7 protein-coding genes are annotated in these 13,924 nt (G+C 72.2%); 5 read left to right on the plus strand and 2 right to left on the minus strand.

What is annotated here, in order from left to right; all coding sequences use genetic code 11:
• Positions 1 to 6 precede the first annotated feature (6 nt).
• Together HHX37_RS10915 and HHX37_RS10920 are read left to right on the plus strand one after the other, a co-directional pair.
• Positions 7 to 5,280 carry a type I polyketide synthase gene (locus HHX37_RS10915; RefSeq protein ID WP_182885311.1) on the plus strand — a complete coding sequence of 1,758 codons (5,274 nt, stop codon included), beginning with the start codon at positions 7 to 9 and terminating at the stop codon, positions 5,278 to 5,280.
• 113 nt (positions 5,281 to 5,393) lie between these two features.
• Positions 5,394 to 6,008, plus strand: a complete 615-nt coding sequence (locus tag HHX37_RS10920) for a TetR/AcrR family transcriptional regulator (protein WP_117409917.1) — start codon at positions 5,394 to 5,396, stop codon at positions 6,006 to 6,008.
• Between the two features lie 93 nt (positions 6,009 to 6,101).
• Here the strand turns inward: HHX37_RS10920 and HHX37_RS10925 are convergent, their stop codons facing one another.
• Positions 6,102 to 7,379, minus strand: coding sequence for an LLM class flavin-dependent oxidoreductase (locus HHX37_RS10925; RefSeq protein WP_117409918.1), 1,278 nt, complete (start codon positions 7,377 to 7,379; stop codon positions 6,102 to 6,104).
• Between the two features lie 3 nt (positions 7,380 to 7,382).
• On the minus strand, positions 7,383 to 8,234 hold the full coding sequence (locus tag HHX37_RS10930) for a mycofactocin-coupled SDR family oxidoreductase (protein ID WP_117409919.1): 852 nt from the start codon (positions 8,232 to 8,234) through the stop codon (positions 7,383 to 7,385).
• 495 nt (positions 8,235 to 8,729) lie between these two features.
• Here HHX37_RS10930 and HHX37_RS10935 point away from each other — a divergent pair, with 495 nt between their 5' ends.
• The 3 genes from HHX37_RS10935 (at position 8,730) to HHX37_RS10945 (ending at position 13,830) form a co-directional block, all read left to right on the plus strand.
• A complete protein-coding gene (locus HHX37_RS10935) occupies positions 8,730 to 10,301 on the plus strand; it encodes an MFS transporter (RefSeq protein ID WP_182885312.1) in 1,572 nt (523 codons plus the stop codon).
• A gap of 203 nt (positions 10,302 to 10,504) precedes the next feature.
• Complete coding sequence (locus HHX37_RS10940; RefSeq protein WP_117409921.1) at positions 10,505 to 11,293, plus strand: ABC transporter ATP-binding protein; 789 nt, start codon at positions 10,505 to 10,507, stop codon at positions 11,291 to 11,293.
• A gap of 65 nt (positions 11,294 to 11,358) precedes the next feature.
• The gene (locus HHX37_RS10945; RefSeq protein WP_165900888.1) at positions 11,359 to 13,830 is read left to right on the plus strand and encodes an FtsX-like permease family protein; all 2,472 of its coding nucleotides are present in this window, start codon (positions 11,359 to 11,361) and stop codon (positions 13,828 to 13,830) included.
• The last annotated feature ends 94 nt before the right edge of the window (positions 13,831 to 13,924 follow it).

Here is a 13,924-nt window from a genome sequence, read left to right on the forward strand (position 1 = left end):
GGGTACATGGACGTCCCGGTTGAGGAGATTGTCGCGGCGCTGCGGAAATCTCTGCTGGACAACGAGGCGTTGCGGCAGCGCAACGCGGAACTCGCGGCGGCGGCGACCGAGCCGATCGCGATCATCGGTATGGCGTGCCGGTATCCGGGCGGGGTCACCACGCCCGAGGAGCTGTTCCAGCTCGCCGTGGACGGCAGGGACGGGGTGTCCGCCTTCCCGGCCGACCGGGGCTGGGACCTGGAGGGCCTGTACGACCCGGAGCCCGGCAAACCCGGCCACAGCATCGCCCGCGAGGGCGGGTTCCTCTACGACGCGGCGGACTTCGACGCCGACTTCTTCGGCATCTCGCCGCGGGAGGCGCTGACGCTGGACCCGCAGCAACGGCTCCTGCTGGAGGTGAGCTGGGAGGCCTTCGAACGGGCCGGCATCGACCCGGCCTCGCTGAACGGCAGCACCACCGGCGTGTTCGGCGGCGTGATGTACCACGACTACGGGTTCGGCACCAGCGGCGGCAGCGACGTCACCGGCCGGGTGGCGTTCACCCTCGGCCTGCAGGGCCCGGCGGTCACGATCGACACCGCCTGCTCGTCGTCGCTGGTCGCCGTCCACCTGGCCGCCCAGGCGCTGCGTACGGGGGAGTGCTCGCTCGCGCTGGCCGGCGGCGTGACCGTGATGGCGAACCCGGACATGTTCGTCTTCTTCAACACCCAGCGCGGCCTGGCCAGGGACGGCCGGTGCAAGTCGTTCTCCGCCGACGCGGACGGCACGGGCTGCTCCGAGGGCGCCGGCGTGGTGCTGCTGGAGACCCTCTCGAACGCGCGCCGCAACGGGCATCCGGTGCTCGCCGTGCTGCGCGGGTCGGCGATCAACTCCGACGGCGCGTCCAGCGGGATGACCACGCCGAACGGGCCGTCCCAGCAGCGGGTGATCCGCCAGGCGCTGCGCAACGCCGGGCTCTCCCCGGCCGACGTGGACGTGGTCGAGGCCCACGGCACGGGCACCACCCTCGGCGACCCGATCGAGGCGCAGGCCCTGCTCGCCACCTACGGCAGGCAGCGGCCCGAGGACGGCTCACCCCTGCTGATCGGCTCGATCAAGTCGAACCTCGGTCACACCCAGGCCGCGGCGGGCGTCGCCGGGGTCATCAAGATGGTGCAGGCGCTGCGCAACGGGGTGCTCCCGAAGATCCTCCACCTCGACGAGCCGACCCCGCACGTGGACTGGTCGGCCGGCCGGGCGGAGCCGCTGCGGGAGGTGCGGCAGTGGCCGGCCGGCGAGCGGCCGCGCTACGCGGGGGTGTCGTCGTTCGGGATGAGCGGGACCAACGCGCACGTCATCATCGGCGAGGCCCCGGAGGAGCCGCCCGCGCCCGCCCGCCTGCCCCTGCCGGTCGTCCCCCTGCTCGTGTCCGCCCGTACGGAGGAGAGCCTGCGCGCGCAGGCCGGTTCGCTGCGGACCCGCCTGGTCGCCGGGCCGGCCGCCGTGTCGGCCCCGGACCTGCTCGACATCGCCGCCACCCTGGCCACCGGCCGGGCCGTCCACGAACACCGCGCCGTCGTGATCGCCGCGGACCGGGACGAGGCGGTGGCCGGGCTGTCCGCGCTCGCCGACGGCGGCGCCCGGCCGAACCTGTGGCGCGGCGAGGCCGCCGCGCACCGCACCGCCTTCCTGTTCGCCGGGCAGGGGACGCAGCGGCTCGGCATGGGCCGGGAGCTGCACGGCACGTTCGGGGTCTTCGCGTCGGCGTTCGACGAGGCGGTCGCCGCGCTGGAGGGCTGGCTGGCCCGCCCGCTGCGGGAGGTCGTCTGGGGCGGCGACGCGGAGGCGCTGGCCCGGACCGGGTCCGCCCAGCCGGCGCTGTTCGCGCTGGAGGTCGCGCTCTACCGGCTGCTGGAGTCGTTCGGCGTGACGCCCGACTACCTCACCGGCCACTCGATCGGCGAACTGGCCGCGGCCCACGTCGCCGGTGTGCTGTCCCTGTCCGACGCGGCGCGGCTCGTCGCGGCGCGCGGGACGCTCATGCAGGCGCTGCCCCCGGGCGGCGCGATGATCGCCGTCGCGGCGGCCGAGGAGGAGGTGCTGCCCCTGCTCACCGGCCGGGTCGGCGTCGCCGCCGTCAACGGCCCGGGCTCCGTCGTCGTCTCCGGCGACGCGGAAGAGGCGGAGGCGATCGCCGCCCACTTCGCCGCCCTCGGCCGCAAGACCAGCAGGCTCCGCGTGTCGCACGCGTTCCACTCGCCGCTGATGGAGCCGATGCTCGCCGAGTACGCGGCGGTCGCGGCCGAGATCGCGTACGGCGAGCCGCGCGTCCCCGTCGTGTCCACGGTGACCGGCGAACCGGCGCCCGCCGGCACCTGGTCGGCGGACTACTGGGTGCGGCACGCGCGGGACGCGGTCCGCTTCGCCGACGCCGTCCGCTTCCTGGCCGGCGCCGGAGCCGACCGGTTCGTCGAGATCGGCCCGGACGGCGCGCTCGCCGGCCTGGCGGGGGAGATGCTCGAACCCGGCCGGGCCGAGACCGTCGCCCTGCTCGCCCGCACCGTGCCAGAGACGCGGGCACTGCTCACCGCCCTCGGCCGCCTGCACACCGGCGGTGTGCCCGTCTCCTGGCCCGCGTTGTTCGAGGGCCGCGGCGCGCGCGTGGCGGACCTGCCGACCACCGCCTTCGCCCGCCGCCGGTACTGGTCCGAGGAGGAGTGCGGCACGACCGCGAACGCGACGGGCCTCGGGCAGCGGGCCGTCGACCATCCGCTGCTCACCGCGGTGGTCGCCGTGCCGGACACCGGCGGGCTGCTGCTGACCGGGCGGCTGTCCGCGCAGGCCCAGCCGTGGGTGCCCGACCACGCCATCTCCGGCACCGTGCTGTTCCCCGGGACCGGCCTGGTCGAGCTCGCGATCGCCGCGGGCGACCACGTCGGCTGCCCCACCCTGGACGAGTTCACCCTGCACGCGCCGCTGGTGCTCGGCGACGCGCCGGTCGAGGTGCAGGTGAGTCTCGGCGTGGCGGACGACACCGGCCGCCGGGCGGTGACCGTCTACTCCAGGACCGCGGGCGGGCCGCTCGACGCCCCCTGGACCCGGCACGCGCAGGGCGTGCTCTCGGCGGCGGTCGCGCCGGCGCCCGAGCCGGAGCTCGCCGAGTGGCCGCCGCCCGGCGCGACTCCGGTGGACCTGGACCGCGCGTACGAGCGCCTCGCCGACCGCGGGTACGACTACGGCCCGGCGTTCCAGGGCCTGCGGGCCGCCTGGCGGGACGGCGACGACTGGTTCGCCGAGGTCGTGCTGCCCGAGCACGTGGAACCGGGCCGGTTCGGCATCCACCCGGCGCTGCTCGACGCCGCGATGCACGCCGACCTGCTGGACGAGGAAAGCGCGGGGCAGACCCTCCTGCCGTACGCGTGGACGGGGGTGTCGCTGCACGCGACGGGAGCCTCCGCGTTGCGGGTGCGGATCCGCCGCCAGGGCCGCGAGGAGGTCACCGGGGTCCTGGTGGCCGACTGGTCCGGGCGGCCGGTGCTGTCGGTGGACGCGCTGGTCTCCCGCGCCGTGGACGCCGGCGCGCTGCGCACGCCGACCGGCGCGGAGCTGCTGCGGGTGGAGTGGACGAGGCCGGACGTCCCGCCGCCGGGCGCGGACGCGGTCCCCGTCGTGGACGACCTGTCCGAGCTGGGCGCGAGCGTGCCCGAGGTGGTGGCCTTCCGGTGCTTCGGCGACGGCGGCGACACCGCGGACGTGCCCGCCGCCGTAAGGGCCGCCTGCGGGCGGGCGCTCGGCGCGGTCCAGGCGTGGCTGGCCGACCGGCGGTACGCCGACTCCCGGCTGGTCCTGCTGACCCGGAACGGCGTCCGCGTCCACGACGAGGCGATCGACGTCGGCCAGGCGCCCGTGTGGGGCCTGGCGCGGGCCGCGGCGGCGGAGAACCACGGCCGGTTCGCCGTGGTCGACGTCGACGCGGAGGCCGGCGAGCGGGTGATCGCCGCCGCCGCGGCGTCCGGCGAGCCGGAGGTCGCGGTGCGGGGCGGGGAGGTCCTGGTGCCCAGGCTCGCCCGCGTGCCCGCACCCGTGACCGCCGACGCTCTCGCGGCCGAGGACAGGACCCCGTGGCCGGCCACGGGGACGGTGCTGATCACCGGCGGCACGGGCGGGCTCGGCGCCGTGATCGCCCGGCACCTGGTCGCCGAGCACGGCGTGCGGAGCCTGCTGCTCGCCGGCAGGCGCGGCCCCGCCGCGCCCGGCGCGGCGGAACTGGCCGAGGAGCTGCGCGGGCTCGGCGCGGAGGTGTCCGTGGCCGCCTGCGACGTGTCGGACCGGGACGCCGTCGCGGCGCTGCTCGCCGAGGTCCCGCACGAGCGCCCGCTGACCGGCGTCGTGCACGCGGCGGGCGTCGCGGAGAACGCCCTGATCAACACGATCACCCCGGCCGACGTCGACCTGTCGCTGCGAGCCAAGGCCGACGGGGCGTGGCACCTGCACGAGCTGACCGCCGGGCTGGATCTGTCGGCGTTCGTCCTCGTCTCCTCGGCCGGCGGCCAGGTGCTCGCCGCCGGACAGGCCGGCTACGCCGCCGCGAACGTCTTCCTCGACGCGCTGGCCGTCCACCGTACGGCGGCGGGCCTGCCCGCGACGTCCATGGCGTTCGGGCTGTGGGACGTCGACACCGGCCTGAGCACGGGGCTCGGCGAGGCCGACCGGCAGCGGATGCGGCGGCAGGGACTGCCGCCGTTGTCACCCTCCGACGGGCTGGCGCTGTTCGACGCCGCGCTGGGCGCCGGAACCCCGGCGCTGGTGCCGTTGCGGGTGGACCAGACCGCGCTTGACGCCCGCACCGACGAGGTGCCCGCGCTGCTGCGCGGCCTGCGCAGCCGGAGGATCCGGCGGGTGGCCGCCGAGGCGGACGGCCGACCGGCCGCCTCGGACCTCGCCGCGAGCCTGGCCGAGCTGGCCCCGGCCGACCGCGAGCGGGTGGTGCTCGACCTGGTGCGCACCCACGCCGCGGCCGTGCTCGGCCACGACAGGAACACGGCGATCGGCCCGGACCGCGGCTTCCTCGACCTCGGCTTCGACTCGCTGAGCGCGCTGGAGCTGCGGAACCGGCTCAACACGGCGACCGGGCACCGGCTGCCCCCCACGCTCATCTTCGACTACCCGACGGCCGCGGCGGTCGCCCGCCACCTGGTGGACCTCTTCGCCGCCAAGCTCCCGGCGCCGGAGGTCGATCTCGGCTCGGCCACCGCCGACGAACTGTTCGCGATCCTCGACAACGAGCTTGAGACGCTGTAACCCATGGTCATGGCCCTGCTGGGCGCCCGCTCACCGAGCGGGCGCCCTTTGGCGGCCGCGGATTTTTACGTATGATTAAGACAACTGTATTAGACGGCGTAAGGATTTCGATTATGGGACACCGCGAGGACCTGCTGGAGGGCGCCAAGCGCTGCCTGCGCGAGAAGGGGTACGCCCGTACCACGACCCGTGACATCGTGGCGGTCTCCAATACGAACCTCGCCTCGATCGGGTACCACTTCGGGTCGAAGGAGAACCTGCTCAACGAGGCGCTGATCGATGCCCTGGGGGAGTGGGGCAAGGAGCTGGAGGGCGCGCTCGCCGCGGCCATGAGCCAGGCCGGCGGCGCGCTGGAGCGGTTCGAGTCGATCTGGAGCCGCCTCGTCGAGTTGTTCGCCAACGACCGGGCCCTGTGCGCGGCGAACATCGAGGTGTTCGCGCAGATCGAGCATGTTCCGACCGTGCGCCAGGTGCTCGCCGACGGGCTGGAGCAGGGCAGGGAGGGCCTCGGCCGGCTGTTCGGCACGGTGAGCGAGGACACCGACCAGGAGACCGCCCGCGCCGTCGGGTCGTTCTACCAGGCCCTGGTCACCGGGGTCATGGTCCAGTGGCTGATCGACCCCGGCCGGGCGCCGTCCGGGCACGACCTCACCGCGGCGTTGCGTCAGATCGCCGCCGGCCTGATGTGGAACGGCGGCACCCGGGAGCCCGAACCCGAGCACGTCTGAGCGCCCGGGTACGTTCTCCCGAGCGCATTCGACCGCCGGCAACGACAAAGGCCCGGAAGGTAGCGCCTTCCGGGCCTTTGCCGTGCGACGTGGTCAGTCGTCCTCGTCGTCGGTGTTCTCCAGCATCTCCGCCTGCTCCGCGCTGATCACCACGTGGGAGACGTCGACGGTGGCCGGCTGGTGACGCGAGAGCGCGTCCTTGATCGGCACCTCGAGACGCGCGGCCTTGGCCGCGTCGAGCTCCTCGCGGCGCTCGGCGAACTCGGGCATGACCTCCCGGGCGAACAGCTCCAGCGACTCGCAGATGTGCTCGTGCTTGTTGGCGCCGATCTGCACCTGGAAGATGATCTGGTCGACGCCGACCGCCTCGTACGACCGGACCAGCTCGCGCAGCTGGTCGGGCGTGCCGATGGCCTTGCGGAGGTTGTCGATGCGGGCGAGCAGGTCGGGGTCCATCTCGGCCCGGGTCTCCGGGGGCAGGTGCCGGCTGAAGCCGAAGGCGTCCCGGTTCTCCGCGAAGTCCTTGGCGATGTCGGTGGCGCCCGGCCGGTGCGCGCCGTGCATCCAGTAGTGCAGGAACGAGTACGCGAAGAAGTGGGCGCCGTGCACGCCGCGGTCCAGCGCCGTCTCCTCGTCCTCATGGCACATGAACGGCATGACCAGCGCGAAGTTGGGGTTGACGGCGTAGCCGGCCGGCACGCACTCCTCGGAGGCGATCAGGTCGTAGTAGGTCTCGACGCGCTCCTTCGCCTCCTCGGGGGAGACGAACGCGAACGACAGCGCGCCCATGCCGTTGCGCGCCGCGTACTCCACCGTCTCGGGCGAGCTGCACGCGACCCACAGCGGCGGGTGGGGCTTCTGCTTGGGCTTGGGCACCACGTTGCGCGGCGGGACGTTGATCCACTGGCCCTGGTGGCCGGTGAACGGCACCTCGGTGAGCATGCGGGTGATCACGTCGATCGCCTCCCGCCACTGCTCGCGCTTCTTGTCCCGCTCGACGTCGAAGGCGCCCACCTCGAGCTGGGTGCTGCCCTGGCCGCTGCCGAAGTCGACCCGGCCGCCGGAGATGAGGTCGAGGGTCGCCAGGCGCTCGGCCACGCGTACGGGGTGGTTCACGTTCGGGGGAATCGAGACGATCCCGTGCGCGAGCCGGATGTTCTTCGTCCTCGCCGCGGCGGCGGCCAGGAAGACCTCGGGGGCGGCCGAGTGGGAGTACTCCTCCATGAAGTGGTGCTCGGTCTCCCACACGTAGTCGTAGCCGAGGCGGTCCGCGAGCTCGATCTGCTCAAGGGACTCCTTGAGCACCCGCTCCTCGCTGTCCTCGGTCCACGGCTTCGGCACCTGGTGGTGGTAGAACAACCCAAAGCGCATGACTTACCACACGCCCCTCTTGAGCAGGGCACCGGCGTCGATCTTGAACTGGTTGCCGGTGACGTAGCGGGACTCGTCCGACGCGAGGTAGACGACCGCGTGCGAGACGTCGGACGGGTCCAGGCACGGGATGGGCATGCCGTGGATCATGGCGAAGGAGGCGTTGCCCTCCTCCCGGGTCGGGTGCTCCAGGTCCGGCCGGAACAGCCGCCACACGGACTCGTTCTGGATCATGTCGGTGTCGACGTTGGTCGGGTGGATGGCGTTGACCCGCCGGCCCGAGGGCGCGAGCTGGAGCGCCAGCGTGTTCACGTACTGGATCAGCGTGGACTTGGCCAGGCTGTATCCGAGGCCGCCGGGGCCCATCGGGCCCGGGTCCCCGCGGTCGGGGATCAGGCCCACCATGGAGCCGACCACGATGACCGACGCGGTCTCGCTCAGGTGCGGCAACGTGGCGTGAATCGTGTTGATCACGCCGACCAGGTTGATGTCGACGGTGTCGGTGAACGCGGTCAGCGGCCGGTCCGGCCCGAGGACGCTGATCCCGGCGTTGGGGATCACGACGTCCAGCCTGCCCAGCTCCGCCACACCGTCGTCGATCGCGTTCTGCAGTTCGGCGCGGTCGCGGACGTCCACCTGCCGGCTGAAGATCCGGCGGCCGGTCTGCTCGACCAGGCGGACGGTCTCCTTCAGGTCTTCGACAGTGGCCATCGGATACTGGGCGACCTCAATGTCCGTGCAGGCGTCCAGCGCGATGATGTCGGCGCCTTCCTCCGCCAGCCGGACGGCGTGGCTACGTCCCTGCCCACGCGCCGCACCGGTGATCGCAACGACCTTGCCTTCCACGCGGCCCATACGGCCCTCCTGTGGTATGTGCGTCAAGGAATCTCCCGAACAGGATGTCGTGCCGGGCATGTCCGTCGCGTCCCGCAAGCACCCCTGTCATCGTCGCCAGGCCTCGCCGCGCGGTAGGGGTGCGCCGGGCGCCGGACCCCTACTACACCCCTGACCTGTGCCTTTTGCCTTCAGATCGTCGTGACGGCGTGGTTGTCTTGCGGTGCGGAACCCGTGTTCACCTCCCTGTCACCCCCCCGGGTGACGAGACGGAGCGACGACATGATCGTGATTCCCGCCGCCCTGTCCGAGAGCCCTGGGTGTCCGGTCCACCGGCCGATCGCGGCGCCGGACCCGGTGCGCTCGGCGTCGAGGTCGCCGCCCGCCGGCGGTGCGCCTCACGCGGCTCGCGGTCGTGCCGCCGGTCCTGCCTGCTCGCTCCTCGGCATCACAGGCGCTCGGGCGCCTCGGCAACTCGGTCTATACAAGGGTCTAATACGGACGTATGATTAAATCATGACTACTAAACAACTCGCCGGACGCAAGGAATGGCTGGCGCTCGTCGCACTCGCGGTGCCGCCCCTGCTGGTCGCCATCGACATCACGGTGCTCTACTTCGCCGTCCCGTCCATCGCGGCAGACCTCAAGCCCACCAGCACGCAGCAGCTGTGGATCATCGACATCTACGGGTTCGTGCTGGCCGGCATGCTCTTGACCATGGGTAACCTCGGCGACCTGTTCGGCCGCCGGCGCACCCTGATGATCGGTTGCACCATCTTCGGGCTCGCGTCCCTCGGCTCGGCGTTCGCCACGAGCCCCGAGATGCTGATCGTGTGCCGCGCGGTGCAGGGCCTGGGCGGAGCGGCGCTGATGCCGTCCTCGCTCGCGTTGCTGCCGGTCATCTTCACCGACGACAAGCAGCGCCGCACCGCCATCACGGTGTTCTCGCTGGCCATCTCGGCCGGCGCGGGCTTCGGGCCGGTGCTGAGCGGCGTGCTGCTGAACAACTTCTGGTGGGGCTCGATCTTCCTGATCAACGCTCCGATCATCGCGATCCTGCTGATCGCGATGCCGTTCCTCGTCCCCGCCTTCCGGCTGCCGCGCGACCAGGTCGGCCAGTTCGACTGGCTCAGCGCGCTGCTGTCGCTGGTGGCGGTGCTCAGCGTGATCTGGGGTGTCAAGGAGCTCGCGATCAACGGCGTGGAGGCGGTCCCGCTCGGCGCGGTCGTCGGCGGCCTCGTGCTCGCGGTGATCTTCGTGGTGCGGCAGCGCCACCTGACCCACCCCATGATCGACCCGAAGCTGTTCAGGACCCGCGGCTTCCTGCCGGTGCTGACGGTCAGCGCCACCGGGTTCTTCCTGGTCATCGGGTTCTCGGTGTTCACCACGCAGTTCCTGATGGAGGTCATCGGCCTGCGGCCGCTGCCGGCCGCGCTGTGGTCGATGGCGTCCCCGGTGATCTCGGGCAGCCTCGTGCCGGTCGCCATGGGCATGGTCGACAAGGTCAAGCCCGCCTACCTGATGGCGTCCGGGTTCGTGCTCGCCGCGATCGGCTTCGGGATCATGACCCAGGTGACCGCCGACAGCGGCATCTTCCTGGTCGTGAGCGGCATCGTGGGCATCGGCGTCGGCACCGCGCTGCTGTTCGCCCTGCTGACCGACATGGCGGTCGCGATCTCCCCGCCGCGGCAGGTCGGCGCGGTCTCCGCGCTCACCAAGACGCTGCAGGAGTTCGGCGGCGCACTCGGCCTGGCGATCTTCGGCACCATCGGCGCCGCGATCTACCGGAACTACCTGGGCACCCGGATCGACGGCGTGCCGGCCGAGGCCGTGCGCGCCGCCCGGCAGACCATGGGTGGCGCGGTCGCCGTGACCCAGTCGCTGGCGCCCGACGCCGCGCGAGCGCTGCTCGCGGTCGCCCGTGAGGCGTTCGCCAAGGCGACCAGCCTCACCGCGATCCTCGGCATCGTGATCGCGCTCGTGTCGGCCGTGCTGCTGGTCACCCGGCTGAGCCACGTCACGTACACGAAGGAAGGAGAGGAGGTGCTCCCCGGGCCGGTCACTCCCGAGGTCCCCACCACGATTTGACCGGCACGACGCGGCGGCCGGCGAGCCCCACCCGAACCCCACCCTCGCCGTCCGGCCCGCGCACAGGGGTCCGGCTTTCACCGGCGCCGCCGGAAAGCCGGACCCCTCTTCCCTCTCGGCGTCTTCGATCCCGGCGTTCAATCTCTGCCCGCGGCGACGTCCAGTGCATCCCCACACGACACACGAGCATGTGAGGAGTTCACATGAGCAGTCGGCAATCCCCGACGCCGCATGCGGTGTCGCTGTCCGGAATTCGCAAGGTCTACGGCACGGGCGACAACAGCGTGGTCGCGCTCGAATCCGTTACGGTGAACTTCGAACGGCGCACGCTCACCGCGGTGATGGGCCCGTCGGGTTCCGGCAAGACGACCCTGCTGCACTGCGCGGCGGGGCTCGACGAGCCCACCGAGGGATCGGTGAAGCTCGACGGCCAGGAGATCACCGGTCTCAGCGAGACCGCCCTGACCCTGCTGCGGCGGGACAAGGTCGGATTCATCTTCCAGGCGTTCAACCTGATGCCCGCGCTGACCGCCGAGCAGAACGTGGTCCTGCCGCTGCGGCTGGCCGGACGCAAGATCGACAAGGCCAAGGCGAGGGACGTCCTGACCCAGGTGGGCCTGGGCGACCGGGCCGGCCACCGGCCGAGCGAGCTGTCCGGCGGACAGCAGCAGCGGGTGGCCATCGCCAGGGCGCTCGTGGCCAGCCCGGCCGTGATCTTCGCCGACGAGCCCACGGGCTCGCTGGATTCCAAGACCGCCCGCGAGATCCTCGAACTGCTGCGTGAGTCGGTGCGCCTCTACGACCAGACCGTGGTGATGGTCACCCACGACCCCGTCGCCGCGTCCTACGCCGACCGCGTGGTGTTCCTCGTCGACGGGACGGTGGTCACCGAGATGGCCAACCCCACGGCCGAGTCGGTCGCCGAGCAGCTCACCCGGCTGGGCGAGTGGGCGAAGCAGCGGTCGGTCGCGCGCGCGGAGGGCGGTCGCTGATGTTCCAGCTTGCCCGGAGAACCCTCCGCTATCGGTGGGGGGGATATGTCGCGACCTTCATCGGGATGTTTTTCTGCAGCATGATGCTGGTCGCCGCGGGCGGGATGATGGAGACCGGCCTGCGGCAGACCGTCCTGCCCCAGCGCCTCGCGGGGGCGGACGTGGTGGTCGCGGGCGACCCGCGCTACATCCTGGCCGACAACCCGGTCGGCGCGCTCAACGAACGCGTGCAGGTCGACCGCGACCTGGTGACCAAGCTCGCCGCACTCCCCGGCGTGAAAGCGGCCATCCCCGACGTCGCCTTCGACACCTTCGTGCTCCGCGACGGCAGCCCCGTCGACACGGAGGCCCACGGGCGTGACTGGGGATCCGCGGTGCTCAGCCCCTACTCCATCGGCGCGGGCGCCGCTCCGCAGCGTGCGGGGGAGGTCGCGCTCGACACCGACACCGCGCGCCGGATCGGGGTGTCCGCCGGAGACAAGATCAAGATCGGCGCGCACGGCGCCGTCGGCGAGTTCACCGTCACGGGCATCGTCGCCCCGGCGCAGCCGACGACCGAGCGCTCCATCTTCTTCACCGGCCCGGACGTCCAGCGGCTCGCGCGGGATCCCGCCCGGGTCGACACGATCTCCCTCGTCGCCCAGCCCGGCACCGACGCCGCCGCGCTCAGCGCGAAGGCCACGGCGGCCGTGGGCGGCCCCGGCATCGCGGTCCTCACCGGGAACGACCGCGGCAACGCCGAGTTCCCCGCCTCCCTCGAAGTCCACGACCTGATCCTGATCGCCGGCATCTTCGTCGCGCTGTCGCTGGTCGCCGGGCTGCTCGCGGTCGCATCCACGCTCTCGCTGGTCGCCAGCAACCGGGAGCGGGAGATCGCGGTGCTGCGCGCGATCGGCGCCACGCCCTGGCAGACGCGCAGGATGATCCTCGCGGAGGCGCTGGTGGTGTCGCTGCTGGCGACCACGCTCTCCGTCCTGCCGGGATGGTTCGTCGGCGAGTTCCTGTACCGGATGGTGGTCAGGATCGGCGTGGCCCCCGAAGAACTGTCCTACGAGCGCGGATGGGTGCTCCCGGTCATCGCGTACGTGCTGGCCGTGGCGACCTCGCTCGGGGCCGGCCTGATCGCCGGGAAGCGGGCCCTGCGCGCCCGGCCCACCGCCGCGATGGCCGGCACCGACACGGCGGTCAAGCGGACCGGCTGGGTCCGGCGGATCATCGGCCTGGTGCTCTTCGCCTACAGCGGCGGGCTGGTCTTCGTCGCGCTGAACCTGGTCACCGGACCCTTCATCGCGGGCCCGGCCAACTGGGCGGCCATCCTGTTCGCACTCGGCGTGATGCTCCTCGGCCGGGACATCACCCGGGTCCTGGTCGCGGTGCTCACCCCGCCGCTGCGGCGGATGTCTTCGGTGTCGGGCTACCTCGCCGCGCTGAACGCCAAGGCGCGGGTGCCGCAACTGGCCGCGGTCATCACCCCGATCATGCTCATGACCTCGGTCGCCACCGCCACCACCTATGTCATCACGACGGAGGCGGCGTCGATCAACATCTACACCGAGAGCCTGGCCGGCAACGTCATCATCAAGGCGCCGCCGGGCGGGTTCGGCCCGGAGGCCCTGCCCAAGATCCGCGAGGTGGCCGGGGTCGCGGCGGCGTCGGAGTTCACCGCGAGCGCCGGGTTCGTCGACGACCCGCCGGACCCGCGGGCCGGCGCGGACCTCGGCGGCTGGCAGTTCAAGGGCTTCACCGCCGACGCCGCCGAGAAGGTGGGCGCGGCCACGATGACCGCGGGCTCGCTCACCGAGCTGAAGGGCGACACCGTCGTCATCAACGACGTCTACTCGAAGGAGCTGAAGAGGGGCGTCGGCGACACGATCACGCTGCGCCTCGGCGACAACTCCAGGGTGAACGTCAAGATCGTGGGGCTGATGTCGGAGAAGGTGAGCTTCGAGTCGATCATTCTGCCGATCGACCTGCTGTCCAAGCACACCACCACCGGCCTGCCGCTGTACATCCTCGCCGCGCCCCAGCCCGGGACGTCGGTCGCGCAGCTGTCGGCCGCGCTGAGCGGCGTCGTCGCCGCCTTCCCCGGGGCGCAGATCGTCGACAGGTACACCCTGCGCGGGTCGTTCGAGCACCACCTCGGCGCGGAGGAGCTGGTCAACTACCTCTTCCTCGCGCTGCTGATGGGCTTCATCGCGATCTCCGTGATCAACACGCTGTTCCTGGCGACCGGCCACCGCAGGCGCGAGTTCGGCCTGCAGCGGCTCATCGGCGCCACCCGGAGGCAGGTGCTGCGGATGACGGCGGTGGAGGGCGCCCTGACGGCGCTGATCGGCATCGGCCTCGGCGCCGTCATCGCGCCGCTCGCGTTCGTGACGTTCGCCCTCGGGCGTACGGGCAAGTTCGTGCCGGCGGGGTCGCCGCTGATATTCCTGCTGATCGCAGGGGCGGCGGCGGTCCTGACCCTGGGAGGCACCCTGGTCGCGGTGCTGCGGACGCTGCGGAACCGGCCGCTGGAGGCAGCCCTGCCCACCTGACCGCCGGACGAAAGTCATTCGCGCATAATCCTGAATTCAGCCAGACCTAATTCAATGGGTACGGCGTCGCGGGTGCCCCGCGACGCCGTACCCA

Origin of the sequence: Microbispora sp. H10885 (genome assembly GCF_014161415.1) — a bacterium.
In the GTDB taxonomy this organism is placed as follows: Bacteria; Actinomycetota; Actinomycetes; order Streptosporangiales; family Streptosporangiaceae; genus Microbispora; species Microbispora triticiradicis.